The organism is Micromonospora sp. CA-244673 (assembly GCF_050948395.1).
Classification (GTDB): Bacteria; Actinomycetota; Actinomycetes; order Mycobacteriales; family Micromonosporaceae; genus Micromonospora.
The window spans coordinates 5367156-5393017 of record NZ_CP192019.1 but is presented as its reverse complement, the minus strand read 5'-3'; the positions used below and the strand labels follow the sequence as shown (position 1 = coordinate 5393017).

General features: G+C 74.2%; 19 protein-coding genes. 12 read left to right on the top strand and 7 right to left on the bottom strand.

The annotated features are described in order from the left end of the window. The first annotated feature begins 40 nt into the window (after positions 1 to 40). Together ACQP12_RS24570 and ACQP12_RS24565 are read left to right on the top strand one after the other, a co-directional pair. Positions 41 to 1300 (top strand): DNA polymerase IV, encoded by a 1260-nt coding sequence (locus tag ACQP12_RS24570; protein ID WP_433282356.1) that lies wholly within the window; start codon positions 41 to 43, stop codon positions 1298 to 1300. Between the two features lie 115 nt (positions 1301 to 1415). Then, complete coding sequence (locus ACQP12_RS24565) at positions 1416 to 1811, top strand: DUF3040 domain-containing protein (RefSeq protein WP_091268111.1); 396 nt, start codon at positions 1416 to 1418, stop codon at positions 1809 to 1811. Between the two features lie 309 nt (positions 1812 to 2120). Here the strand turns inward: ACQP12_RS24565 and ACQP12_RS24560 are convergent, their stop codons facing one another. Genes ACQP12_RS24560 through ACQP12_RS24550 form a run of 3 tightly spaced genes read right to left on the bottom strand, consistent with a single transcriptional unit; the run spans position 2121 to position 6955 of the window. Continuing rightward, on the bottom strand, positions 2121 to 4589 hold the full coding sequence (locus ACQP12_RS24560; protein ID WP_433282354.1) for a transglutaminase TgpA family protein: 2469 nt from the start codon (positions 4587 to 4589) through the stop codon (positions 2121 to 2123). Positions 4590 to 4605: 16 nt separating this feature from the next. Next, positions 4606 to 5904 carry a DUF58 domain-containing protein gene (locus tag ACQP12_RS24555; RefSeq protein ID WP_433282352.1) on the bottom strand — a complete coding sequence of 433 codons (1299 nt, stop codon included), beginning with the start codon at positions 5902 to 5904 and terminating at the stop codon, positions 4606 to 4608. Position 5905: 1 nt separating this feature from the next. Continuing rightward, on the bottom strand, positions 5906 to 6955 hold the full coding sequence (locus ACQP12_RS24550) for an AAA family ATPase (RefSeq protein WP_357939877.1): 1050 nt from the start codon (positions 6953 to 6955) through the stop codon (positions 5906 to 5908). Positions 6956 to 7724: 769 nt separating this feature from the next. Here ACQP12_RS24550 and leuS point away from each other — a divergent pair. Beyond that, positions 7725 to 10565, top strand: coding sequence for a leucine--tRNA ligase (gene leuS, locus ACQP12_RS24545; RefSeq protein ID WP_433282348.1), 2841 nt, complete (start codon positions 7725 to 7727; stop codon positions 10563 to 10565). Positions 10566 to 10626: 61 nt separating this feature from the next. Here the strand turns inward: leuS and ACQP12_RS24540 are convergent, their stop codons facing one another. From ACQP12_RS24540 to ACQP12_RS24525, 4 genes are read right to left on the bottom strand one after another with little or no spacing between them, the layout of a single operon-like run. Next, a complete protein-coding gene (locus ACQP12_RS24540) occupies positions 10627 to 11385 on the bottom strand; it encodes a phosphotransferase (RefSeq protein ID WP_433282346.1) in 759 nt (252 codons plus the stop codon). 7 nt (positions 11386 to 11392) lie between these two features. After that, positions 11393 to 12106 carry a TVP38/TMEM64 family protein gene (locus tag ACQP12_RS24535; RefSeq protein ID WP_433282344.1) on the bottom strand — a complete coding sequence of 238 codons (714 nt, stop codon included), beginning with the start codon at positions 12104 to 12106 and terminating at the stop codon, positions 11393 to 11395. Further along, positions 12103 to 12825, bottom strand: coding sequence for a type 1 glutamine amidotransferase (locus tag ACQP12_RS24530; RefSeq protein WP_357939887.1), 723 nt, complete (start codon positions 12823 to 12825; stop codon positions 12103 to 12105). Before ACQP12_RS24530 ends, ACQP12_RS24535 begins: the two co-directional genes overlap by 4 nt. Beyond that, complete coding sequence (locus ACQP12_RS24525; RefSeq protein ID WP_357940077.1) at positions 12815 to 14062, bottom strand: MurT ligase domain-containing protein; 1248 nt, start codon at positions 14060 to 14062, stop codon at positions 12815 to 12817. Before ACQP12_RS24525 ends, ACQP12_RS24530 begins: the two co-directional genes overlap by 11 nt. Positions 14063 to 14417: 355 nt before the next feature. Here ACQP12_RS24525 and mraZ point away from each other — a divergent pair, with 355 nt between their 5' ends. From mraZ to murG, 9 genes are all read left to right on the top strand, one after another. Beyond that, positions 14418 to 14849, top strand: a complete 432-nt coding sequence (mraZ, locus tag ACQP12_RS24520; protein WP_073831045.1) for a division/cell wall cluster transcriptional repressor MraZ — start codon at positions 14418 to 14420, stop codon at positions 14847 to 14849. A gap of 204 nt (positions 14850 to 15053) precedes the next feature. Further along, complete coding sequence (rsmH, locus tag ACQP12_RS24515) at positions 15054 to 16163, top strand: 16S rRNA (cytosine(1402)-N(4))-methyltransferase RsmH (RefSeq protein WP_357939889.1); 1110 nt, start codon at positions 15054 to 15056, stop codon at positions 16161 to 16163. Then, on the top strand, positions 16160 to 16759 hold the full coding sequence (locus ACQP12_RS24510; protein WP_254338328.1) for a hypothetical protein: 600 nt from the start codon (positions 16160 to 16162) through the stop codon (positions 16757 to 16759). The genes rsmH and ACQP12_RS24510 overlap by 4 nt, the downstream gene beginning before the upstream one ends. A gap of 3 nt (positions 16760 to 16762) precedes the next feature. Further along, positions 16763 to 18967, top strand: coding sequence for a peptidoglycan D,D-transpeptidase FtsI family protein (locus ACQP12_RS24505; protein ID WP_433282341.1), 2205 nt, complete (start codon positions 16763 to 16765; stop codon positions 18965 to 18967). A 52-nt stretch (positions 18968 to 19019) separates the two neighbouring features. After that, positions 19020 to 20582 (top strand): UDP-N-acetylmuramoyl-L-alanyl-D-glutamate--2,6-diaminopimelate ligase, encoded by a 1563-nt coding sequence (locus tag ACQP12_RS24500; RefSeq protein ID WP_357939896.1) that lies wholly within the window; start codon positions 19020 to 19022, stop codon positions 20580 to 20582. Next, on the top strand, positions 20579 to 21976 hold the full coding sequence (locus tag ACQP12_RS24495; protein WP_433282339.1) for a UDP-N-acetylmuramoyl-tripeptide--D-alanyl-D-alanine ligase: 1398 nt from the start codon (positions 20579 to 20581) through the stop codon (positions 21974 to 21976). The genes ACQP12_RS24500 and ACQP12_RS24495 overlap by 4 nt, the downstream gene beginning before the upstream one ends. Then, positions 21973 to 23097 (top strand): phospho-N-acetylmuramoyl-pentapeptide-transferase, encoded by a 1125-nt coding sequence (gene mraY, locus ACQP12_RS24490; protein ID WP_357939900.1) that lies wholly within the window; start codon positions 21973 to 21975, stop codon positions 23095 to 23097. The genes ACQP12_RS24495 and mraY overlap by 4 nt, the downstream gene beginning before the upstream one ends. 214 nt (positions 23098 to 23311) lie before the next feature. Beyond that, positions 23312 to 24754, top strand: a complete 1443-nt coding sequence (locus tag ACQP12_RS24485) for an FtsW/RodA/SpoVE family cell cycle protein (protein ID WP_357940079.1) — start codon at positions 23312 to 23314, stop codon at positions 24752 to 24754. Next, positions 24754 to 25860, top strand: a complete 1107-nt coding sequence (gene murG, locus ACQP12_RS24480) for an undecaprenyldiphospho-muramoylpentapeptide beta-N-acetylglucosaminyltransferase (RefSeq protein ID WP_357939903.1) — start codon at positions 24754 to 24756, stop codon at positions 25858 to 25860. Before ACQP12_RS24485 ends, murG begins: the two co-directional genes overlap by 1 nt. Positions 25861 to 25862 lie beyond the last annotated feature (2 nt).

Below are 25862 nucleotides of genomic sequence, written 5' to 3'. Positions count from 1 at the left end.
CGCCGGCGAGAGTGTCGGACCGGGCGGCTAACCTGCGGGGATGGGCCGCAGCCAGTCGTTGCCCCGGGGCGGTGATCCGCGCTTCGGGCCGGACGCCGACGACACCGGCTGCCCGATCCTGCACGTCGACATGGACGCCTTCTTCGCCTCGGTCGAGGTGCGCCGCCGCCCCGAGCTGCGCGGCCAACCGGTCGTGGTGGGCGGGATCGGGCCGCGCGGGGTGGTCAGCTCGGCCAGCTACGAGGCCCGCCGTTTCGGCGTCCGCAGCGCCATGCCCACGGCCCGGGCCCGGGCGCTCTGCCCGCAGGCGGTCTACCTGCCACCGGATTTCACGCAATACTCGGCGGCGTCCCGGGCGGTGATGCGGATCTTCCGCGACGTCACCCCCCTGGTCGAGCCGCTCTCGCTGGACGAGGCGTTCCTCGACGTGGCCGGCGCCCGGCGGCTCTTCGGCACCCCCACCGAGATCGCCCGGCTGATCCGCCGCCGGGTGGCCGAGGAGCAGGAGCTGACCTGCTCGGTCGGGGTGGCGCCGAGCAAGTTCGTGGCCAAGCTCGGCTCCACCCGGGCCAAGCCGGACGGCCTGCTCGTGGTGCCCGCCGCCCGGGTGCTGGAGTTCCTGCACCCGCTGCCGGTGGCCGCGCTGTGGGGGGTGGGGGAGCGCTCGGCCGAGGCGCTGCACCGGCTCGGCCTGCGCACCGTGCGCGACCTGGCCGAGGCGCCGCCGGGCCTGCTCCGCCGGGCGGTGGGCGAAGCGTCCGCCGGCCACCTGCACGAGCTGGCCTGGGGGCGGGACCCCCGCCGGGTCTCCCCGGAGCACGTGGAGAAGTCGATCGGCGCGGAGGTCACCTTCGACACCGACGTCACCGACCCGACGGAGATCCGGCGCGCGCTGCTGGCCCTCGCCGAGAAGGCCGGCGCCCGGCTGCGCGCGGCGGGCCAGGTGGGGCGGACCGTGTCGCTGAAGGTCCGGTTGGCCGACTTCCGCACGGTGAGCCGCTCCCGCACGCTCGGTGTGCCCACCGACACCGCCCGGGAGATGTTCGACACGGCCTGGGCGCTCTGGACTGCGCTCGCCCCCGGTGAGCCGGTCCGCCTGGTCGGCGTCCGGATGGAGGGGCTGGCCGCGGCGGAGGAGACGCCGCAGCAGCTCACCCTGGGTGCGCCCGAGCGCGGCTGGCGGGAAGCGGAGGCGGCGGCCGACGCGGCGGCCGCCCGATTCGGGCGGTCCGTCATAGGTCCGGCCAGTCTTCTCGGGAAGCGTGATCCGCGGCGAGTTGAAAAACCGACCCGGCCGTAGGTCGTCCCGCTTTCCGACGCGCGAGCCCCCTCGTAGACTTGCGGGTAAGCAGCCGGTTGGCTGCCACGGTCTGTCGGCCCGCCCGGGTCGACCAATGTGACCGGGGAGGAGTGCCGTGCCGCTCTCGGAGCACGAGCAGCGGCTGTTCGAGCAGATCGAGCGGTCGCTTGCCGAGGACCCCAAATTCGCCTCGGCCGTGCGCGCCAGCGACCCGCGTTTCCACGCGCGGCGTCGCGTGCTCGTCGCTGCCGGCGTGGTCATCGCTGGTCTGGCCCTGTTGATCTACGGTGCCGTGATCAAGACGCCTCCGCTGGCCGTGGCGGGCTTCGTCGTCATGCTGGCCTCGTTGGGCTACGCGGTGCAGTCGCACCGCCGATCCCAGTCGCCCGACCTGCACGTGGTCGGCGGCACGACGAGCCGTCGTCGTCCCCGTGGCCGCAGCGGCCGCCGGGGCTCCTTCCTCGACCGGATGGAGGACCGCTGGCGGCAGCGCCCGGAGGGCCACCGCTGAGCATGTCCCGCCCCTGACGAGGGCGGGTCCTCGCGACGGCGGATCGCCGGCCTCGCCCGGCGAGCGTTGTCGCTTCCGCGCGCCCCGATCCTCCCCGCCCGTGCCCGCGCCCGCGCGCGCCCGCGCCCGCGCCCCGCGCCCCGCGCCCCAGGCCGCGTCGATCAAGAAGTTCGCGTCGGCGCGGGCCCGTTTCCTGACGCAAACTTCTTGATCGACGCGCCAGCTTCGGCGCCCGCGCCCGCGCGCAGGACGGGGTTTGGGGACCCGGTCCGGCCCGTCGGCGGGGGAGCGCCGGCGGGCGGAACCGGGTCAGCGGGCCGGTCGGCCCGCCAGGAGACGACGCGGGTTCCAGCGCAGCAGCCGCTGCCGCACCTGCCCGGTCGTGGTGACCAGCCGGGTCGAGCGATCGGTCAGGGCGGTCCGCCAGCGCAGCAGCACCGACGGCGGCAGCAGGGCCGCCAGCAGCCGGGTACGCCGGTCCGCCCGCGCCGCGAGGGCGCCGCGAACCGACCGCAGGGCCGGCTGCAACTCCTCGCCGGTCAGCGGGTCGCGGGCGTAGCGGGCCCGCTCCTCGGCCCGGCCCAGCAGCCGGACGCCGGTCACCGCATCCGCGTCCTCGACCAGCGCCTCCCGGGTCAGCCGCTCGGCGGTCGTCCGGGGGGTCTCCGTCAGGTCCACCCGGACGTGGAAGTCGACAAGCGTGTCGAGCAGCTCGTCCCAGGCGGCGTGCGCGTCCGCGCGGGCCCGGTCGGCGTCCACACCGACCACGATCTCGCGCACCTCGCCCCGCTGCCCGGGCACGGAGGCCAGGGTGGTGGCCGCGGGCACGGCCGCCCGGGCGCGCCGGCGCCGGCGCAGCGCGGAGCGGCGCAGGGCCGGCACCGCGAGCAGCACCAGCAGGGCGAGCACGCCGGCCACCCACCACGGCCAGACCGGGCTCTGCCGGGTCGGACCGCTGTCGCCGACGGCCAGGCCCTGGTCGGCGTCCTTGTCGAGGCGGTCCGGGTCGTCCGCGCCGGCCGACGGGTCGACACCCCCGGGCGCGGCGGTGCTTCCCGGGACCGGCGTGACGTCCTCGGGGGCGTCGGTGTCCGGCGCCCAGGCCGAGCGGACCGACCCCTGGACGCTCGCCGCCGGGGTGGCGTCGAAGGGCACCCAGCCGATCCCGCCGAAGTAGACCTCGGTCCACGCGTGCAGGTTCTTGTTGGTCAGCACGTACGTGCCGTCGCCGGCGTTGCTGCCGTTGCTGAAGCCGAACGCCACCCGCGCCGGGATGCCGGCCGACCGGACCAGCCAGGCCATCGCCGCGGCGTACTGCTGGCAGAAGCCCACCTTGGTGGCGAGGAAGTCGGTGATGTCATCCCCGCTGGTGCCGTTGCGCGTCGACAGCGAATAGGTGAACCCGTTCTCCACCGAGAAGTAGTCGTAGATCGCCCGGACCTTGTCGTAGTCGTTCGTGCGGCCCTTGACCAGCTGGTCGACGAGCCGCTCGACCCCGCGAACGGACGGCGTGACGGTCTGCTGCGCCAGCACCGCGTCGTCGGCCGGCAGGGACGGCGCCGCGCGCAGCGCCGCCGGGCTGAACGTGGAGCGGACGTAGTCGAACGCGTAGCGCTTGCCCCGGGAGCTCTCCCGGTTGGAGAAGACGATCTGGAGATTCGTGTCGTAGAGCCAGTTGCCGCTCAGGTCCTCGGTCTTCACCGGCTCCGAGTAGACCGGCAGCAGCGGCATGGTGAGGTTCTTGGTCACCTCGACGCTGGCCCGGTAGCGCTGCTGCGTCACGCCCCGGCCGCCGCGCTCCGTCGGGTCGGGCAGGTTCCGGTTGGCGGGCCGCCCGGTGGGCACCCGCACCCGGAAGCCGTCCGGCCGCAGCTCGTCGGCCACCCCGAAGCGCAGGTAGAACGGCGCCGGCTCGTTGGTGGTCACCTTGACCAGCTCGGTCACCTCGGTCTGGTTGAGCTGGCCGCTGAGCGCGGCGAAGAGGTCGATCCGGCCGGGGCTGCCGCCCTGGCCCGGCCGCCCGTTGCCGGTGCCGTTGCCGTTGCCGACGTTGCTCATGAGCCCGCCGGTCATCCCGGGCACGGCCAGCGGCAGGGCCACCGCCAGGACCACCCCGACCACGGCCAGCCGGCGGCCCGCCGCGGCCAGCGGCGACGCCTCCCAGACGTCGACGTCGCGCCCCTCGCCGGTGAACCGGCGGCCGAACCGGCGTACGCGGTCGACGTTGTCGGTCACCAGCAGCCACAGGTAGCCGCAGGCGCCCACCACGAACGGGGTGGCGGGGACGCTGTCCACATAGACCGCCACGGGCACCGAGTAGATGGCCAGCATGGGCAGCCCGGCCAGCGCCGGCCGGCGCAACCCCACGGTGAGCACGTCGACCACCACGGCCACCGCGCCGATGCCCAGCACGGCGAGGAAGAGCAGCGAGTCCACGTCCGGCACCTGCACGCCGTAGGAGCGCATGTCCGACAGCGAGGCGGCCAGCAGGTCGCCGAAGTGGGCGAAGGTGGCCGGGGTGGGCACGAACGCGAAGAACTCGGTGCCACCCGGGAACACCCAGGTCAGGGCGAGCGTGAGACCGGCCAGCATGGCCAGCACCTGGCCCCACAGGGGCGCCCGGGCCAGCCGGCTCAGCGCGGCCGCGCCGGCCACCACGGCGACCACGATGGCCGCCTGGATGAGCCAGGTCCAGCGCTCGAAGATCGCCGACAGCGGGGCCGCCGCCAGCAGGGTCGCCGCCGCGGCGACGAAGCCGAGGTTGCGGTGCGCGGTCACGGGTCCACCCTTCCGGTCATCGCACGCCTCCGGCCACCGTCTCGGCCAGCGCCGCCCGCAGCGCGAAGCCCTGCGACCCGCGGCCCGCCTGCGGCCAGAGCACCGGCAGCCGGTTGCCGTGCTCCACCCCGATGACCCGCCAGCCGCTCTGCAGCAGGGCGAGCGCGGCGGCGCCGTGCGCGTGCTCCGCCTCGGCCCGGGCCTTCGGCGGCAGGTTCAGCCATGTGTTGCTGTCGAGCAGGAAGGCCACACAGGTGGCGCCGTTGCCGCGCAGCCCGGCGAGCAGCTCGGCCTCGGCGGTGCTCAGCGTGCCGAGCAGCGCGATGATCAGCCCGCCGTCGGACCGCTGCCGGACCTGCTGCACCAGCGTGGTCAGCTCGCCGCGCTTGTCCAGGTGCACCTCGGCGAGGTGGTCGAGGAGCACGCCCTCGCCGCCCGCCTCGGTGGCGTCCACGTCCGCACCGTTGCCGGTGACCAGGCGCAGCTTGTAGCCGGCCTGGCGCAGGTGCACGGCGATGCTGGCGGCCGTCGAGACCGCCCACTCGAAGCTCGCGGTGGGCCCCTCGCCGCGGTGCCCGAGGGCGCGGGTGTCCAGCACCACGGTGGCCCGGCTCTCCCAGGGCTGTTCCTCCCGGCGCACCATCAGCTCGCCGGTGCGGGCCGTCGACTTCCAGTGCACCCGGCGCAGGTCGTCACCCATCCGGTACTCCCGGGTGGCCGCGTCGTCCTCGCCGTGCACCGCCACCGAGCGGGCCCGGCTGTCGCCGCTGCCCGCGTACTCGCCGGGGAGGCGGACCGGTGGCAGCGGGGTGACCTGCGGGATCACCGTGAGGTGGTCGGTGCTGGGGAAGGCCCGGCTCAGCTCGCAGAGCCCGAACGGGTCGGTCAGCCGGATCACCAGCGGCCCGACCTCGTAGCGGCCGCGCACGTCGGCCCGGACCGTGTACGCCACCGAGCTGGCCTGGTGGGCGCCGAGGCGCTCCAGCACCACCCGCGGGCGGCTGCCCAGCGCGTAGGGCAGCCGGTCCTCCAGCAGCAGGGTGCCGGTGGGCAGCCGGGACAGGTTCTGCAGCCGCAGCACCACCCGCGAGTTCGCCCCGACCGGCACCCGGTGCGGCTCCAGGGACCGGTTGCAGGCGAGCTTGTAGCGGCTGCGCCCGACGTACGCCGCCGCGAGCAGCGGCAGGATGGCGAGCAGGACGGCCACCCGGAGCAGGTCCTTCTCGCCCAGGATGGCGGCGGAGATCGCGGCGGCCACCGCGGCCGCCAGGAAGGATCGGCCGCGGGTGGTCAGCCCTCGCAGCCCGTCGCGCACGTCACGGCCTCCGCGGCTCGTACGGCCCGCGACCGGTGTTGCCGGGCCGGGTGTCGTACGGGGAGCGCTTGCGGTCGTGCGGGAGCGGGAGACGGTGCACCAGCTCGGCGACGATCGCGTCGGTGGTGCGCCGGGCCAGCTGCGCGTCGGCGGTCGGGATGATCCGGTGCGCCAGCACGGGCACCGCGAGGGCCTGGAGGTCGTCCGGCAGGACGTAGTCGCGGCCCTCCAGGGCGGCCACCGCGCGGGCGGTGCGCAGCAGCTGGAGGGTGGCCCGCGGGGACGCGCCGAGCCGCAGGTCGGGGGCCTCGCGGGTGGCGGTGACCAGGTCGATGGCGTACTGCTTGACGGCGTCGGCGACGTGCACCTGCCGGACGTGCCCGATCAGCCGGCGGACGGTGGCCGCGTCGGAGACCGGCCGCAGCTCGTGCAGCGGGTCGGTGGCGCCGTGGCCGTCCAGCATGGCCAGCTCGGCGCCCGCGTCCGGGTAGCCCATCGCGATTCGGGCGGTGAACCGGTCGCGCTGCGCCTCCGGCAGCGGGTAGGTCCCCTCCATCTCGATCGGGTTCTGCGTCGCGATCACCATGAACGGCGTCTGCAACTGGTAGGTCACGCCGTCGACGGTGACCTGCCGCTCCTCCATGCACTCCAGCAGCGCCGACTGGGTCTTCGGGGAGGCCCGGTTGATCTCGTCGCCGACCACCAGGTTGGCGAAGACGGCCCCCGGACGGAACTCGAAGTCGTGCGTCTCCTGGTTGTAGACGCTGACACCGGTGACGTCGCTGGGCAGCAGGTCGGGGGTGAACTGGATCCGGCGCACCGAGCAGTCGATCGAGCGGGCCAGGGCCTTGGCCAGCTTGGTCTTGCCGACGCCGGGCACGTCCTCTATCAGGAGGTGGCCCTCGGCCAGCAGCACCGCCAGGGCGAGCCGGACGGTGGCCGTCTTGCCCTCGATGACCTGCTCGATGTTGGCCACGATGGCCTCGCTGGCGGCGCGGAACTCGTCGTGCGGCAGCAGACCGCCCACCTCGTCCCAGGTCTGTTGTGTCACGGGCCTCCTCCTCGTCGCCGGACGGCAGCTCTGTATAGAGCACCTGGACCCGCCGTTGGGTTCGCGACGCCGAGCCTCTTCTGCCGCAAAAATCTCACTGGTCTCTCAGGCTAACCATGTTTCTCGTTGTCGCCGACCCCCGCAGGCCGTCGGCCGGTTACGCCCGGAATATTCGCCGGACCGGGGGACGTGTGGCCGGCTCGCACACGGGTAGCCCGGTCCCGGTTCCTGTGCCAAGGGCGGCGGGGAGGTGGGCCGGTGCGGCGGGATCGGAACATCTACGGCGACACCGGTGACGGCGGGGTCCGGCTGGGCGGCGGGGCGGCCCGCTGGCACCTGTACGACGACCACGTGCACCTCACGCCCCACCACACCGCCTGCCGGGCGGCGATCCCGGGCGGTACGGGCGGTGGAGGCGGCCCGACGCCACCGCGACGTCGAGCCCCGAATACTGCAAGGAGGCGGTGATCTTCAACGCCAAGCAGTGCTGGGGGTTCGTCACCGACACCGAGCGGTTCGCCCGGCCCGATCCGTACCCGCCGGCGTGACCCCGCCGCACCGCGCCGTCCCACCTGCCGGCAACGGGCGCGAGGCGCGGCCGGCCGGCGGGGTACACTGCCGGTCATGGCCGGAGTCTTCCTGCTTCTTACCGAGCCGTGCTGATGCGCTGAGCGCGCGACAGCACGGCGGCCCCTCCTGCGCGAGGGGCTTTTTTGTGCCCGCAGCAGACCTCCCATATCCGACATGACCCGCGCCGAGGAGACACGCCATGAGTGAGGCAGCCGCACCGGCGACCGACATCCCCCCGTTCCGGTACACCGCCGCCCTGGCCGAGGAGATCGAGCACCGCTGGCAGGACGCCTGGCAGCGGGAGGGCACCTTCCACGCGCCGAACCCGGCCGGTCCGCTGGCCGACCCGGACCACCCGCGGGCGGGCGCCGAGAAGCTGTACGTGCTGGACATGTTCCCCTACCCCTCCGGTGCCGGCCTGCACGTCGGCCACCCGCTGGGCTACATCGGCACCGACTGCTACGCCCGCTACCAGCGGATGGCCGGGCGCAACGTGCTGCACGCGATGGGCTTCGACGCGTTCGGCCTGCCCGCCGAGCAGTACGCGGTGCAGACCGGCACCCACCCCCGCACCACGACCGTGGCCAACATCGAGCGGTACAAGGCGCAGCTGCGCCGGCTGGGCCTGGGCCACGACGAGCGGCGGTCCGTGGCGACCATCGACACCGACTTCTACCGCTGGACCCAGTGGATCTTCCTGCAGGTCTTCAACTCCTGGTACGACGCCGACGCGCGCCGGGCCCGCCCGATCGCCGAGCTGATCGCCGAGTTCGAGGGGGGCACCCGTCCCACCCCGGACGGCAGGCCGTGGTCCGAGCTGACCGTGGGCGAGCGGCGGAAGATCGTCGATGACCACCGGCTGGCGTACGTCTCGGAGGCGCCGGTGAACTGGTGCCCGGGCCTGGGCACGGTGCTGGCCAACGAGGAGGTCACCGCCGACGGCCGCTCCGAGCGGGGCAACTTCCCGGTCTTCAAGCGGAACCTGAAGCAGTGGATGATGCGGATCACCGCGTACGGGGACCGGCTGCTGGAGGACCTGGACACGCTGGACTGGCCCGAGCCGATCAAGCTGCAGCAGCGCAACTGGATCGGCCGGTCCACCGGCGCGCACATCGACTTCCCGACCGAGCGCGGCCCGGTCCGCGTGTTCACGACCCGGCCGGACACCGTCTTCGGCGCCACCTACATGGTGCTGGCCCCCGAGCACGAGATGGTCGACGTGCTGGTGCCGGCCGCGTGGCCGGCCGGGACGAAGGACGCCTGGACCGGCGGGCACGCCAGCCCGCGGGCCGCCGTCGAGGCGTACCGGAAGGCCGCCGCGGCCAAGACGGACGTGGAGCGGCAGGCGGAGACCAAGGAGAAGACCGGCGTCTTCGTCGGCGCCTGGGCGACCAACCCGGTCACCGGCGGGCAGGTCCCGATCTTCATCGCCGACTACGTGCTGGCCGGCTACGGCACCGGCGCGATCATGGCGGTGCCGGCCCAGGACGAGCGCGACTGGGAGTTCGCCGAGGTCTTCGACCTGCCGATCGTGCGCACCGTGCAGCCGGCGGAGGGCTTCGCCGGCAAGGCGTGGACCGGTGACGGCCCGGCGATCAACAGCGCCGCCCCCGACCGCGGCCTGGACCTGAACGGCCTGGGGGTGGCCGACGCCAAGGCGCGGATCATCGAGTGGCTGGAGGCCACCGGGCACGGCGCCGGCGCGGTCACCTGGCGGCTGCGGGACTGGCTGTTCTCCCGGCAGCGCTACTGGGGCGAGCCCTTCCCGATCGTCTACGACGAGACCGGGGCGCCGATCGCGCTGCCCGAGTCGATGCTGCCGGTCGAGCTGCCCGAGGTCGACGACTTCTCCCCGAAGACGTTCGACCCGGAGGACGCCGACAGCAACCCGGAGACCCCGCTGTCCCGGCGGCGCGACTGGGTGGAGGTGGAGCTGGACCTGGGTGACGGGCCGAAGCGCTACACCCGGGAGACCAACGTGATGCCGCAGTGGGCCGGCTCCTGCTGGTACGAGCTGCGCTACCTGGACCCGACCGACTCGCGGCGCTTCGCCGAGCCGGAGAACGAGGCGTACTGGATGGGGCCGCGCGGCGCGGGCGACTGCGGCGGCACCGACCTGTACGTCGGCGGCGCCGAGCACGCCGTGCTGCACCTGCTGTACGCGCGCTTCTGGCACAAGGTGCTGTACGACCTGGGCCACGTCTCGTCCTTCGAGCCGTTCCGCCGGCTGTTCAACCAGGGCTACATCCAGGCGTACGCGTTCACCGACCCGCGCGGCGCCTACGTGCCGGCCGAGGAGGTCGTCGAGGTCGACGGCCGCTACTTCCACGGCGAGACGGAGGTCAAGCGCGAGTACGGCAAGATGGGCAAGTCCCTGAAGAACGTCGTCACCCCGGACGACATGTGCGCGGCGTACGGCGCGGACACCTTCCGGGTGTACGAGATGTCGATGGGCCCGCTGGAGGTGTCCCGCCCGTGGGAGACCCGGGCGGTGGTCGGTTCCTACCGGTTCCTGCAGCGGGTCTGGCGCGCGGTGGTCGACGAGCAGACCGGCGCGGTGCGGGTCACCGACGCGCCGGCCGACGAGGCCACCCGGCGGCTGCTGCACAAGGTGATCGACGGGGTCCGCGGCGACATGGAGGCGATCCGGTTCAACACGGCCATCGCCAAGCTGATCGAGCTGACCAACGGGCTGACCCGGCTGGCGGAGACCCCGCGCGAGGTGGCCGAGCCGCTGGTGCTGATGGTGGCGCCGTTCGCCCCGCACGTCGCCGAGGAGCTGTGGCGGCGGCTGGGCCACGACACCTCGCTGGCGTACGCGGACTTCCCGGCCGCCGACCCGGCGCTGCTGGTCGCCGAGACGGTGACGTACCCGGTGCAGGTCAACGGCAAGGTCCGGGGCCGGGTCGAGGTGGCCGCCGACGCGTCCGAGGACGACGTCCGCGCGGCCGCGCTGGAGGCCGTGGCCGGCGCGCTGGCCGGCAAGGAGCCGCGCAAGGTCATCGTGGTGCAGGGCCGGATGGTCTCGGTCGTCGCCTGACCCGTGGGGTCCATCGGAGGCGCGTCCCGCGTTCGGGGCGCGCCTCCGGCGTGTTCCACGGTCAACCGGTCCGGAGCGCCGTCTCGACCGTCGGGCGGTGCCGGAGCAGCCAGTCGTGCCAGCCGCGTACCGCGTCGACCGCGCCCGCCGAGCGGAGCCGGCGCATGCCGGGCTCGTCCCGGTCGGCGCCGGCGTCGATGCCCCGCCACGTGCCGTCGAGCTGGTCGAGCATGACGGCGACCAGCTCGCCCCGGGGCAGGGCCACCCCGGGGGCCGCCGCCTCGTAGGCGTCGCACAGCAGCCGGCAGCGCCGGGCCAGCTCGGCCGGGTCGGCGTCGCCGCCCAGCGCGGCCCAGTGCCAGCCGGCGAAGGCCACGTCCTCGATCCGCCGGCCCGGCCCGGCCAGGTCCCAGTCCAGGAACGCCACCGGAAGCGGCCCGGCCGGCGCGTCCCGGTAGACGGTGTTCTTCGGCGACAGGTCGCGGTGGCAGACCGTCTCCGCGTCGCCGGCCAGCGGGCTGCCGGCGCAGGCGTCGTGCAGCGCCCGGATCAGCTCGGCCAGCCGGGTCAGCGCGGCGTCGGAGAAGAAGGATGCGTCCTCCCGGTCCCGCCAGGGCACCAGCCCGTCGAGGTGGGTCAGCACCTGCCGGCCCTGCTCGTCCACCCCGAGGTACGCGGGCGCGAGCCCGGGCGCCGTGGCGGCCAGGCGGCGCAGCAGGGCGGCCACGAAGTCGGCTCGGGCCGGGGGAGTGCGGCGCACCGTGTCGCCGATCCGGACCACGGCGGTGACGAAGCCCCCGGGCAGCCGTTCCTCGCCCACGGTCAGCTCAGCTCGGGCCGAGCCGGCGCTGCCGCTCCGCGCGCCACCAGCGGTGGATGATGAGCACGCTGGCGATCAGGCCGAGGCTGGCCGGGGCGGCGGCGTACCAGTTGATCGAGCCGGGGGAGCTGACCGCCGCGCCGATGGCCGCGTAGCCGATCGCGGTGGGGGCCGCGGCGATCACGCTGCCGGCCAGGAACGGCAGCGCCCGCGCCCCGGTGGTGCCGTAGCCGTAGCTGACCAGCCCGAACCCGGCGATCGGCAGCAGCCGGACGGTCATCACGCCGAACACGCTCTGCCGGGCGAACCAGCCGTCCAGCCGGGCCAGCCGGCCACGGACCCGCTCGGCGACGAACTGTCGGCCCAGCAGGCGGCCGACCGCGAAGCCGACGGCCGCCGCGAGCAATGCCGCGCCGAGGGCGTAGGCGGCACCCTGCACCGGGCCGAAGATCGCCCCGGCGGCCAGCGTGACGAAGGTACGCGGGACCAGTGCCACGAGCAGCAGCGCGCCGCCCACCACGGCGGCGACCGGCGCGTACCCGCCGAGGGAGTGGGCCAGCCGGGGCAGGTCGCCCGGGTCCGGGCGGGGGACCAGCAGCAGCGTGACGCCGCACCCGGCCAGCAGCAGGAGCAGCACTGCGAACCGGCGCGCCGACGGCTGCCGGAGCAACCGGACGAACCGGCTGGTTCGTCGCCGCCACGGTCGGGCGGCCCCGATCATGCCCTCGCGGCGGCGGCCACCGCGGCGCGGCGCTCGGACCGGAGCCGGTCGGCCCAGGTGTCGTCGAGCGGGGGGAGCTGGTGGACGCCGGTGGCCCAGCGCAGCAGCAGGTCGGCCAGGTGGGGGTTGCGGGCCAGCGCCGGGCCGTGCGAATAGGTGCCGAGCAGCTTGCCGCGCCAGGCGCCCTCGGTGGTGCCGTCGTTGCCGACCCCGGCGGTCACCCGGGCCAGCGGCGAGACGCCGGGGCCGAGGTGGGTCCGCCCGCCGTGGTTCTCGAACCCGGTCAGGTAGGGGATGCCGAGGCGCGGGTCGACCTCGCCGGCCAGCTCGCCGACCGCCCGGGTGGGACCCCGGTCGGAGGAGAGGTCCAGCAGCTCCAGCCCGGTGCAGCGGGTGCCCTTGGCGAAGAAGGAGGTGCCCAGCAGCTGGTAGCCGGCGCAGACGCCGAACACCACCGAGCCCTGCGCCACCGCCCGGTGCAGGCCGCCGTCGGCGATGAGCCGCTGCGCGCCCAGCGCCTGCGGGCCGTCCTCGCCGCCGCCGATGAGGTAGATGTCGGCGGTGGCGGGCAGCCGCTGGTCGGAGCGGACCTCCAGCACCTCGACCGGCATGCCGCGCAGCTGGGCCCGGCGGGCCAGGATCAGCGCGTTGCCCCGGTCGCCGTAGGTGGACAGCAGGTCGGGATAGATCCAGACGATGCGCAGGCTCTCAGTTGACACGGTCCAGCTCCGCTCGGATGTCCTGGAAGGCGGTGTAGTTGGCGATGACCTCCAGCCGGCCCGGCGGCACCGCCCGGACCGCGTCGTCGAAGGTCCGGACGTGCTGGAACGGCACGCCGTTGACGTCGAGCCGGACCGCCAGGTCGTACGCCCGGTCGCCGGTGATCAGCACCTGCCGGCCGCCCAGCGGCGAGAAGTCGACGTCGAAGAGCCAGGAGGTGTCCATCCCGTCGGGGTCGCGGGCGTTGATGGAGAGCAGTGTCGGCGCGACGTCGGCCATGTCGAACGCCTCCAGCCAGCTGGCCGGGTTCTTGGCGAGCAGCAGCCGGATGTTGCGCCCGTCCCGGTCGACCTGGGCGTAGCGGCCGGCCACCGAGGTGACCACCCCGAGCCGGGAGACCGCGTCCACGGGGCGTACGCCGAACTCGGCGGCGACCGCCAGGGCGGTGGCCGCGTTGCCGAGGTTGACCTTGCCGGGTAGCTGGAGCTGCACCTTGTGCCAGGCGCCGGTGGGGTCGAGCACGCCGTCGTCCTCGACGGTCCACTGCGGCTGGGGGCGGCGCAGCGGGCAGCCGGTGCACCACCACTGCTCGCCGGAGCGCTGGATGGTGGAGCCGCACTCGGGGCACACCCAGGAGTCGTCGTGCCAGCGCTGGCCGGCGCTGAACCAGGTGACGTGCGGCGGGACGTGGCCCTGTGCCGGGTCGGCCGGCGGGGTGGCGGCCCACACGACCATCGGGTCGTCGGCGTTGGCGACCACCCGCACGTCGGTGTGCCGGACCAGCGCGGCGCGCCAGAGCTGCGCCATCATGGCGACCTCCTTGGCCCGGTCGAGCTGGTCGCGGGAGAGGTTGAGCAGCGCCACGACGTGCGGCTCGGTGGCCTCCAGCACCTGGGCGAGGTAGTGCTCGTCCACCTCCAGCACCGCGTAGGGGGTGCTGCCGGCCTTGGCCAGCGCCGAGGTGTGCCCGGTGGGCATGTTGGCGCCGAAGGAGTTGGTGGCGACCCGGCCCAGCACGCCGACGGCGGCGGTGGTGAGCCGCGTGGTGGTGGTCTTGCCGTTGGTGCCGGACACCAGGGCGATGGCCCGCCCGGCCGAGAGGTGGGCGAGCAGGTCCGGGTCGATCTTGAGGCCGATCCACCCGCCGATGACCGAGCCGTCGCCACGGCCCGCGGCCCGCGACAGCGCCGCGGCGGTCCGCGACACGGAGCTGGCCACCTTTGCCCGCAGGGGCATCTTCGCGTCCGTCACCCGAGCGAGGTTACCGGACCACCGGGCCCCCCAGATCGCCGCCGACGGCGATCCGTTCGGCCGGGGACGTCCGGCGGACGGCCACCGGGTGCTCCGCCGGACGGAGTCGATCAATGTCGGGAAGCGGACCGCCCTCGGGGCGCGCCGCGCCCCTCCACTCCGCCCCACCCCCGTTGACGTGCTGTTTTGCGCGCGCAAACGACGCGCCACGCGGGCGTTTCTGGTTGCGGGTGGAGGGAAGTGGAGTAGAGTGGGGCGCGATGGTGAGGCCGGGAGGGCCACACCGGCCCGGGGGGTCAGCGGCGCCGCGAACGCCGCTCAGGGCGAGGGGGTTGGGCCGATGTTCCTCGGCACCCACACTCCGCGCCTGGACGACAAAGGCCGGTTGATCCTTCCGGCGAAGTTCCGGGACGAGCTGGCGGGGGGTGTCGTGATCACCAAAGGGCAGGAGCGCTGCCTCTACGTCTTCCCGATGCCCGAGTTCCAGCGGATCGCCGACCAGTTGCGCGCGCAGCCGATGACGAGCAAGGCGGCCCGGGCCTACAGCCGGGTCTTCTTCGCCAGCGCGCACGACGAGGTGCCGGACAAGCAGGGACGGGTCACCATCCCCGGGCACCTCCGGTCGTACGCCGCGCTCGACCGCGACCTGGTCGTGATCGGCGCGAGCACCCGGGTGGAGATCTGGGACAGGGCGGCCTGGGAGGCCTACCTCGCGGAGAGCGAAGACGACTTCGCCGACATCGAGGAGGGGGTGCTGCCCGGCGGTCTGTAGGGCGTGACGGCGCCCGACGTACTGCGAGATCTCCACCCGCTTTCGAGTTCCTGGCACCCCTTCCCCGGTGCCAGGCGCACGATCCGATACGGAGGGCCGCGGCCTCCGGCGGGCGGGAGCGGATGGGGATCTGGCGGTATGGCGAGGCGCCGTGACGACGACGGACGCAGGGACGGAAGCGGGTTTCAACCAGTGGGGGTCGAGATGGGGGAGCTACGCGGCACGCACGTGCCGGTGCTGCTCGAGCGGTGTCTCGAGTTGCTGGCCCCCGCGCTGGGCCGGCCCGGCCGCACCGTGCACGTCGACGCCACGCTCGGCCTGGCCGGGCACGCCGAGGCGGTGCTCGAGGCGCACCCGGACACGGTGCTGATCGGCCTGGACCGGGACACCGAGGCCCTCGCCCACGCGCGGGTCCGGCTGGCCCGGTTCGCCGACCGGATCCACCTGGAGCACGCCGTCTACGACGAGTTGCCCGACGTGCTCGACCGGCTGGGCTACCCGGCGATCGACGGGATCCTGTTCGACCTCGGCGTCTCGTCCCTGCAACTGGACGCGCCCGACCGCGGGTTCGCGTACGCGCAGGACGCGCCGCTGGACATGCGGATGGACCAGACCCGGGGGGTGACCGCCGAGGAGGTGGTCAACACCTACTCCCACCCGGACCTGGCCCGGGTGCTGCGGGTGTACGGCGAGGAGAAGTTCGCCGGGCGGATCGCCTCGGCGATCATCCGGGAGCGCGAGCGGGCGCCGATCACCTCGTCGGCGCGGCTGGCCGAGCTGGTCCGGGAGAGCATTCCGGCACCAGCCCGACGAACCGGGGGACACCCGGCAAAGAGAACGTTTCAGGCTTTACGGATCGAGGTAAACAGGGAACTGGCAGCGCTGGAGACGGCGCTGCCGGCCGCTCTGGACAAGCTCACCGTGGGCGGCCGCATGGTGGTCCTGTCCTACCACTCGCTGGAGGACCGGCTCACCAAGCAGGCGCTCGCCGACCGGGTCCGCAGCAAGGGCCCGGTCGACCTCCCGGTCGAACTGCCCGGGTCGGGTCCGACGTTCCGGCTGCTGAGCCGGGGCGCGGAGCTGCCCGGGGAGGCCGAGGTCGCGGCGAACCCGCGTGCCGCCTCGGTGCGGCTGCGGGCCGCGGAACGGCTCGACCCGGAGGCGGCCCGGCAGGGGCGTACCGACCGCGAACGGTACCGCCGCCGGGTGAAGGCGATGCACCAACCGGGGACGGGGTCACCGGGGTCCGGAACGGACCCCCGGTCGGCGCCGGGGGACGGGAACGGGACGGACGAAGAGGGGGAGGGGACATGAACGTCAACCAGCGCGACGGCCGGGACACCGGCATCGGGCAGCGCGCACCGCGGTCGGGGGGCCGGACCGCGGCGCAGCGTGCCCCGCGCACCACGTCGACGGTGGCGGCCGACCGGCCCGACCGCCGGGGGGAGACTCGCGCCCGGGGGGCGCGCGAGTTCCCCACCCAGGGCAGCGCCGCGCTGCGGCCGGCCGAGCGCACGAAGGCCACCGGCACGACCTCGCCGCGGCTGCGGGTCGCCCCGCCGCCGCCGGTCCGCGTGCCGCGGGCGCCGTTCGTCGGGCTGATCCTGGTGCTCGTGGTCGGCGGGGTGCTCGGCATCCTGGCGGTCAACACCAAGATCAACGAGAACGCCTTCAAGCTGGAGAAGCTTCAGCAGCAGCAGGCCAAGCTCGACGTCGACCAGCAGCAGCTGGAGAAGGAGATCGCCGACCAGAAGGCGCCCGGCAACCTGACCGCCAACGCCCGCAAGCTGGGCCTTGTCGACTCCGACGAGCTGGCCTACATCCGGCTGCCGGACGGGAAGGTGATCGGCGTCCCGCACCCGGTGGAGGGCGCGCCGGCGATCACCAGCCAGCAGGGCAACGGAGGCTGAGCAGTGCCGCCGAGATCGGATGAACCGCGCCGGGACGCCACGGGCTCCCGGCGCGGCTCGTCGCGGGGCGCGGAGCACCGGGAGCCGGGCGTCAACGGCATCTCCGACGCCCGGGCGTACACCCCGCGCGGCCGGACCATCCGGGAGGGTGGCGGCGCGGCCCGCACCGGTGGTGGCGCCGAGCAACGGCGTACCCCGCGCAGCAGCCGCTCCGGCGACCCGTTCCGCCCGGCGTTGCAGGTGCTCGACGGCGGCCGGACCGGGGCGACCCGCGCCGGCCGCCGGGAGACCGCGGCCGGTGGCCGGGCCGGTGTGGTGCGGACCGTCTCCGGCCGGCCGGTGCACGAGCCGTTCGACGACGACGACCTGCCGGCGCCGCGGCGCCGGTCCGGGCCCCGGCGTCCCGCGCGACCGGCCGCCGCCCGGCGGCCGGTCCGCAAGCCGCGCCGCCCGCCCAAGCTCGCCGACCCGCGTCGCCGGCTGCGGCTCGGCACCCTGCTCGTGCTCGCGCTCTTCACCACCATCGGCATCCGGCTGGTCTACCTCCAGACCGTCAGCACCCCGGCGTACGCCGACGGCGGGCTCGCCAGCCGGCTCGCCGTGGTGGAGCTGCCGGCCCCGCGCGGGGCGATCTACGACCGCACGGGCGCCCCGCTGGCGCACAGCGTCGAGGCGCGGTACGTCTTCGCCGACCCCACCCAGGTCAAGGACCGGGCCGCCACCGCCCGGCTGCTGTCCCCGCTGCTGGGCGTGCCCGCCTCGGAGCTGGCCGGGAAGATGAAGCCCCGCAAGCTGCCCGGTGGCGGCTGGTCGCAGTTCGAATACCTGGCGCGCGGCGTCGACATCGACCGGGCCAAGCAGATCGTGGCGTTGGACCTGGCCGGCATCGGCGTGCACCGCGACGAGCGGCGCGAGGTGCCCGGTGGCGATCTGGCCGCCAACCTGCTCGGCTTCGTCAGCCAGGACATGAACGGCCTCGAAGGGCTCGAGGCGAAGTACGACGACGTCCTCGAGGGCAAGCCCGGCAGGAAGCGGTACGAGGTGGGGCAGGGCGACCTCGCCGCGCCGATCCCGGGCGGCTACAGCCAGACCACCCCGGCCCAGCCGGGCAGCTCGCTGGAGCTCACGATCGATCGCGACGTCCAGTTCCGGACGCAGCGGATCCTGTCCGAGGGGATGGCGCAGACCCGCAACAGCGTCGGCGCCGCGGTGGTCATGGAGGTCGGCACCGGCGACGTGCTGGCCCAGGCGAGCTTCCCCACCTACAACGCCGCCGATCCGACCAAGGTCAATTCCCCGTCCGACCGCGAGGACGCGGCCACCAGCTTCATCGTCGACCCGGGCTCGATCCACAAGGCGATCACCTACGGCGCGGCCCTCCAGGAGGGCGTGATCACCCCGGACACCACCTTTCCGGTGGCCAACAGCATCAACAGGGGCGGCGTGCCCTTCACGGACACCCACCCGGCCAACGGGCGGACCATGAGCATCCCGGGCATGCTCGCCTTCTCCTCCAACGTCGCGACCATCGAGATCGCCGACCGGCTGGGCAAGGACCGCCTGATCGACTACCAGAAGCGGTTCGGGCTGGGGCAGCCCACCGGCGAGGGCATGCCCGGGGAGGCCTCCGGCCGGTTGCTCCCCGCCGGCGAGTGGAGCGGCTCGTCGTACGGGTCGGTGCCGATCGGGCACAGCGTGGACGCCACCCCGTTGCAGATGGCCGCCGCGTACGCCGCCATCGCCAACGGCGGCACCTACGTCCAGCCGCACCTGATCAAGAACGTGATCGGCCCGGACGGTAGGAAGAAGCCCGGCGCCGCCCCGGTCACCCGCTCGGTGCTCAGCCCGGCCAACGCGGCCGCGCTGCGCCGGATGCTGGAGGCGGTCACCACGGTCGACGGCCCGGACGGGCGGGCCACCGGCCTGGCCGCCGCGGTGCCCGGCTACCGGGTGGCCGGCAAGACCGGCACCGGCCTGCGCTACGAGGGCGGCAAGCGCCAGCCCGGCGAGGTGGCCTCGTTCATCGGGATGGCCCCGGCGGAGAATCCCCGGTACGTGGTGGCGGTCTTCGTCTGGAGCCCGGGCGGTGAGGGCGGTCAGGTGGCCGCGCCGGCCTTCCGGGAGATGATGTCCTTCACTCTCCGGCACTACCGGGTGCCGCCCTCGGCGACCAACAAGTCCCCGAAGTTCGAGGTCTTTCCGCACTGAGCCGGGAGGGCGGGACATCATCGGTGAGTGGCGACGAACCACCGGGGCGGCTGTGCGGTCGGAACCGGACGACCGGGTAGGGTCTGACGCCGTGCCCGGCAATCCACGTCCCGCGACCGTGAATCCCGTCCGGCTCGGCGACCTCGCCGCACGGCTGGCCGTCGCGCCGCCGGAGGGGGCCGCCGAGGTGGCCGTCACCGGGGTGACCCACGCCAGCCAGGAGGTCCGCCCCGGCGACCTGTACGCGGCCCTGCCCGGCGCCCGCCGGCACGGCGCGGAGTTCGCCGCCGGCGCGGCCGCGGCGGGCGCGGTGGCCCTGCTGACCGACCCGGCCGGTGTCGCGCTGGCCGCCGGCGCGGGCCTGCCCGTGCTGGTCGTCGACGACCCCCGGGCGGTGCTCGGCGAGATCGCCGCCACCGTCTACGGCGACCCGACCGCCGGGCTCACGATGATCGGCGTGACCGGCACGGCCGGCAAGACCTCGACGAGCTACCTCATCGAGTCCGGGCTGCGCGCCGCCGGGCACACCACCGGCCTGATCGGCACGGTGGAGACCCGGCTCGGTGACCTGGTGATCGACAGCGTCCGGACCACCCCCGAGGCGACCGACCTGCACGCCATGCTGGCGGTGGCCCGCGAACGCGGGGTGGACACCGTGGTCATGGAGGTCTCCAGCCACGCCCTGGCCATGGGCCGGGTCGGCGGGGTCCGGTTCGACGTCGGCGGCTACACCAACTTCGGCTCCGACCACCTGGACTTCCACGCCGACGAGGCGGACTACTTCGCCGCCAAGGCGAAGCTCTTCGACGGGCGCTGCCGCGTCGAGGTGCTCAACCACGACGACCCGGCGCTGCGGCCGCTGCTCAAGCCGGCGACCGTGACCTACTCGGCGGCCGGCGACCCGACCGCCACCTGGTGGGCCGACGGGATCGGCGGCGAGGGCTACGCGCAGCGCTTCACCGTGCACGGCCCCGACGGGCTCGCCCTGCCCACCGGGGTGGCCCTGCCCGGCCGGCACAACGTGGCCAACGCGCTGCTGGCCGTCGCCATCCTGGTGGCCGCCGGGGTCGACCCGGCGACCGCGACCCGCGGCGTGGCCGCCTGCGGCGGGGTCCCCGGCCGGCTGGAACTGGTCAGCGGGGACGCCCCGGTCCGCGGGGTCGTCGACTACGCGCACAAGGCGAACGCCATCGAGGCGGTCCTCGTGGCGCTGCGCGACCTGACCGACGGCCGGCTGATCTGCGTGCTCGGCGCCGGCGGCGACCGGGACCGGGGCAAGCGGCCGGTGATGGGGGCCACCGCCGCGCGGGGCGCCGACGTGGTGCTGGTGACCGACGACAACCCGCGCACGGAGGACCCGGTCGCGATCCGGGCCGAGGTGCTGGCCGGCGCGTACGCGGCGGGCACCGGCGCGCGGATCATCGAGGCGCCCGGCCGGCGGGCCGCGATCGAGGAGGCGGTCCGGGTGGCCGAACCGGGGGACATCGTGGCGCTGCTGGGCAAGGGGCAGGAGCGCGGCCAGGAGATCAACGGCGAGGTGCTGCCGTTCGACGACCGGGTGGAGCTGGCGGAGGCGCTGCGCGCCCGCTTCGGCGACCTGGTGGGGCAGCCGTGATCCCGCTGACCCTGGCCGAGGTGGCCGCCGCGGTCGACGGCCGCCTCGTCGCCGCCGACCCGGACGCCCGGGTGACCGGCTCGGTGGAGTTCGACTCCCGCAAGGTCACCCCCGGCGGCCTCTTCGTCGCCTTCCCGGGCGAGAAGGTGGACGGGCACGACTACGCGGCCGGCGCCGTCTCCTCCGGCGCGGTGGCCGTGCTCGGCACCCGCGAGGTCCCCGGCGTGCCGATGGTGCTGGTCGGCGACGCGCTCGACGCGATGGGGCGGCTGGCCCGCGCGGTGGTCGACCGGCTGCCCGGCCTGACCGTCATCGGGCTGACCGGTTCGTCCGGCAAGACCACCACCAAGGACCTGATCGCCCAGCTCGCCGTCCGGCTCGGCCCGACCGTGGCGCCGCCCGGCTCGTTCAACAACGAGCTGGGGCACCCGTACACGGCGTTGCAGGCCGGCCCGGAAACCCGCTACCTGGTGATGGAGAAGGGCGCCCGGGGGGTGGGGCACGTCCGTTACCTGTGCGAGGTGGTGCCGCCGCGGATCTCCGTGGTGCTCAACGTCGGGGTGGCGCACATCGGCGAGTTCGGCTCGGTGGAGACGATCGCGCTCGCCAAGGGGGAGCTGGTCGAGGCGCTGCCCGCCGACGGGCTGGCCGTGCTCAACGCCGACGACCCGCGGGTCGACGCCATGGCGTCGCGCACGCGGGCCCGGGTGGTCCGCTACGGCGAGTCCGAGCGGGCCGACGTGCGCGCGGTGGACGTGACGGTGGACGGGCGGGGCCGTGCCTCGTACACCCTCGTGACGCCGGAGGGGAGCGCGCCGGTGCGGCTCGGGCTGACCGGCCGGCACCAGGTGTCCAACTCGCTGGCCGCCGCGGCGGTCGCCCGCGAGCTGGGCCTGCCCCTGACCGACCTGGCGGTGGCCCTCGGCGAGCTGGGCCTGGTCTCCACCCGCCGGATGGACGTGCTGGAACGCCCCGACGGGGTGATCCTCATCGACGACTCGTACAACGCCAACCCGGCCTCCACCGGCGTGGCGCTGCGGGCGCTGGCCAGCATGCGGGGTACGGGGCGTACCGTCGCGGTGCTCGGCTACATGGCCGAGTTGGGCGACTTCGAACGGGAGGGGCACCAGCAGGTCGGCCGGCTCGCGGCCGAACTGGGTGTCGACCGGCTCCTCGTGGTGGGCGAGCCGGCGGCGCCGATCCACGAAGGCGCGACAGCGGTAAGCAACTGGGGAGGAGAGTCGGTGCTGCTCACCGATCAGGCGGCGGCCGTCGAGGTGCTGCGGAGCGAGCTACGTCCGGGTGACGTGGTGCTGGTGAAGGGCTCCCGGTACCGCACCTGGGAGGTGGCGGACGCGCTGCGCGCGGACGCCGAGAAGGGGTCTGCTGCATGAGGGCGGTGATCGTCGCCATCGGGGTCGCCTTCCTCATCTCGCTCTTCTGCACCCCGATCGCGATCAAGGTGTTCACCCGGCTCAAGGCCGGCCAGCCGATCCGGGCCGAGGGCCCGGCCATGCACCAGGGCAAGAAGGGCACGCCGACCATGGGCGGCGTGGTCTTCATCCTGGCCACGGTGATCGCGTACGTCGCCGGCCACCTGGCCCTGACCACCCTGCCGGACGCGCAGATCGCCCAGGTCGAGCCGACCATCACGGCGCTGGTGCTGCTGGGGCTCATGGTGTTCTCCGGTGCGGTCGGTTTCATCGACGACTTCCTGAAGGTCCGCAAGCGGCACAGCGGCGGCCTCAACAAGCGCGGCAAGCTCGCCGGCCAGATCCTGGTCGGCGCGATCTTCGGCGTGGTGGCGCTCTACTTCCCGAGCAGCATGACCGACGTCCGCGGCAACGCCACCAACACCGAGACCGTCGGCAGCACCATGCTGAGCTTCATCCGGGACATCCCGGCCCTGGAGATCGGCAAGATCGGGGCGATCATCGTGATCATCCTGGTCGTGATGGCGGCGACCAACGGGGTGAACCTCACCGACGGTCTCGACGGCCTGGCCACCGGCGCCTCGGTGATGGTCCTCGCCGCGTACGCGCTGATCGCCTTCTGGCAGTACCGGCACTGGTGCGCCGACCCGAACTACACCGAGGCGTACTGCTACTCGGTCCGGGACCCGCTGGAGATCGCGTTGATCGCGGGCGCGGCGGCCGGGGCCTGCGTCGGCTTCCTCTGGTGGAACACCTCGCCGGCCCGGATCTTCATGGGCGACACCGGCGCGCTCGGCCTGGGCGGGCTGATCGCCGGCATGGCGATGTCGACCCGGACCATCCTGCTGCTGCCGATCATCGGCGGCCTCTTCGTGATCATCACGATGTCCGTGGTGATCCAGATCATCTCGTTCCGCACCACCGGCAAGCGGGTGTTCCGCATGTCGCCGCTCCAGCACCACTTCGAGCTGGCCGGCTGGAGCGAGGTCAACATCGTGGTCCGCTTCTGGATCATCGCCGGCATCGGTGTGGCCATCGCGCTGGGCCTGTTCTACAGCGAGTTCCTCGCCGCAGTGAGCTGACCGGCTGCCGCTGCGTCACGGCGGGATCCCTGGGTGTTACCAGGGATCCCGCCGTTTCGCGTTCCGACACGCCGACCGGGCGGTTGCGCCACGGACGGGCGGGTCGAGCCGCCATGATGGGCGGGTGGGGGAGGCGAGAGACACCGAGGGCGCGACCGACACGCAGGCCCGCCGGCCGCCCGCGGCGACCCGCCCGGCCGACCCGCCCGGGCCGCTGCTCGGGCTGGACGCGGCCGGCGGGCTGGCCGCGCTGCGTGGCCTGCTGGCCCGGCCGCTGGCCTCCTACTACCTGCTGCTCTCCAGCGCCGGCCTGCTGCTGCTGATCGGCCTCACCATGGTCTTCTCGGCCACCAGCGTGAAGGACTACGCCGAGGAGGGGAACGCCACGGCGTCCCTGGTCAAGCAGACGATCTTCGCGGTGATCGGGATCGTCGCCTTCTGGGCCTGCCAACGGCTGCCCGGCCGGACGTTCCGGGCGGTGTCGCGGCCCTTCCTCGGGGTGGCCGTGGTGCTCCTGCTGGTCCTCAACCTGCTGGTCGCGCTGGAGGCGCTGTTCCGCGTCAAGTCGCTCGGCCCGCTCAAGGCCCAGCTGCTCTGGCTCTACGTCGGCCCGATCTCGGTGCAGCCGGTCGAGGTGGCGAAGTTCGCGCTGGTGCTCTGGGGCGCGCACGTGCTGGCCCGCAAGGGCGCCGCGCTCGGCTGGTGGAAGGAGCTGGCCACCCCGCTGTTCCCGGTGGTCGGCCTGCTCTTCGTGCTGGTCGGCTACAACGACCTGGGCAGCATGCTCTGCCTGCTCGCCCTGGTGGTCGGGATGCTCTGGGCGGCCGGGGTGCGGCTGCGGGTGTTCGCCGCCCTCTCCGCGGTCGGCCTGGCCGGCGTGGGCCTGCTGGTCGCCGCCGCGTCGCTCGGCGCCGGCTCCGGATCCCGGGACGCCGACAACTACCGGCTCGGGCGGCTCACCTCGTTCCTCGACCCACCCGACCCGAAGACCTGCTTCGACGAGCAGCTGCCGAACTGCTACCAGCTCGTCCAGGCCCGCTTCGCGCTGGAGAACGGCGGCTGGTTCGGCGTCGGGCTCGGCAAGAGCAGCGCCAAGTTCGGCTGGCTGCCCGAGGCGCACAACGACTTCATCTTCGCGGTGATCGCCGAGGAGCTGGGGGTGGTCGGCTGCACGGTGGTGCTGGTGCTCTTCGCCGTGCTGGCCTATTCCGGGCTGCGGATCGCCCGCCGGGTGGAGGACCCGTTCCGCCGGCTCGCCGCCGCCGGGGTCACCGCCTGGCTGGTCGGCCAGGCCGTCATCAACATCGGCGGGGTCACCGGGCTGCTGCCGCTCACCGGCGTACCCCTGCCCTTCATCTCCGACGGCGGCAGCGCCCTCGTGGTGACCCTGGCCGCCGTCGGGATGCTCGCCTCCTTCGCCCGCGCCGAGCCGGACGCGGCCCGGGCCCTGCATGCCCGTCCGCCGGCCCGGTGGGTCCGACTAGTGTGGGCCCCGTTGCCGCCGCTTCCCGGCCGGCGCCGCCGACCGGCGCCGCCACCGGCGGACCGAGGGTCCGTGCCCCGGTCCCGCCCGCGGCGGCAGGACGACCAGGCCGCGGCCCGCGGCGCCCGGTCCGACCGGGCGCGCGCCGGCACGGCGAGCGAGAGGAGACGCTGATGGGTCCGCTGCGTTCGGTGGTGCTCTGCGGAGGCGGCACGGGTGGGCACATCTATCCGTTGCTCGCCTTCGCCGACTGCCTGCGCCGACACGACCCGAGCGTCCGGATCACCTGCCTCGGCACACCCAAGGGGCTGGAGAACGAGCTGATCCCGCCGGCCGGCTACGACCTGCGCCAGATCCCGGCCTACCAGCTGCCCCGCTCGGTCAACATGAGCCTGGTCCGCACCCCGGACCGGATGTGGAAGGCGTCCCGCGCGGCGGGCAAGGTGCTCGACGAGGTGCGGGCCGACGTCGTGATCGGCTTCGGCGGGTACGTCTCGGTCCCCGGTTACCTGGCCGCGTGGCGGCGCGAGCTGCCCATCGTCATCCACGAGGTGAACGTGCCGCCGGGCGTGGCCAACCGGCTCGGCATGAAGTTCACCAAGAACGTCGCGGTCGGCTTCCCGCACCAGCCGGCACAGGCCGAGTCGCTGCGCGACGCCCGGGTGGTCGGGGTGCCGCTGCGCCGGGGCATCGCCGGGCTGGACCGGGCCGCCGTGCGCAACGCCGCCCGCGCCCACTTCGGGCTGCGTCCCGACCTGCCGGTGCTCTTCGTGGCCGGCGGCTCGCAGGGCGCCCGCTCGATCAACCTGGCGGTCTCCGGGGCGGCCAAGGAGCTGGCCCGCAACGGCGTGCAGGTGCTGCACGTGATCGGCGCCCGCAACGAGCCGGTCTCGGTCCCCACCGACCTGCCGGTGCCCTACGTGACCCTGCCCTACCTGTCCGAGATGGAGCTGGGCTACGCGGCCGCCGACCTGATGCTGGGCCGCGGCGGCGCCATGACCTGCGCCGAGGTGGCCGCCATCGGGCTGCCCACCATCTACGTGCCCTACCCGCACAGCAACCAGGAGCAGAAGCGCAACGCGCTGCCCGTGGTGGAGGCGGGCGGCGGGCTGCTCGTCGACGACGCCGAGGTGACCCCGGCCTGGGTGGAGCGCACCGTGATCCCGCTGGTCCGGGACCCGCAGCGGCTCGCCGCGATGGGCGCGGCCGCGGCCGCGTACGGCCGGCGCGACGGCGACGTGGCCCTGCTGAACTTCGTCTACGAGGCGGTGAGCCGGTGAGC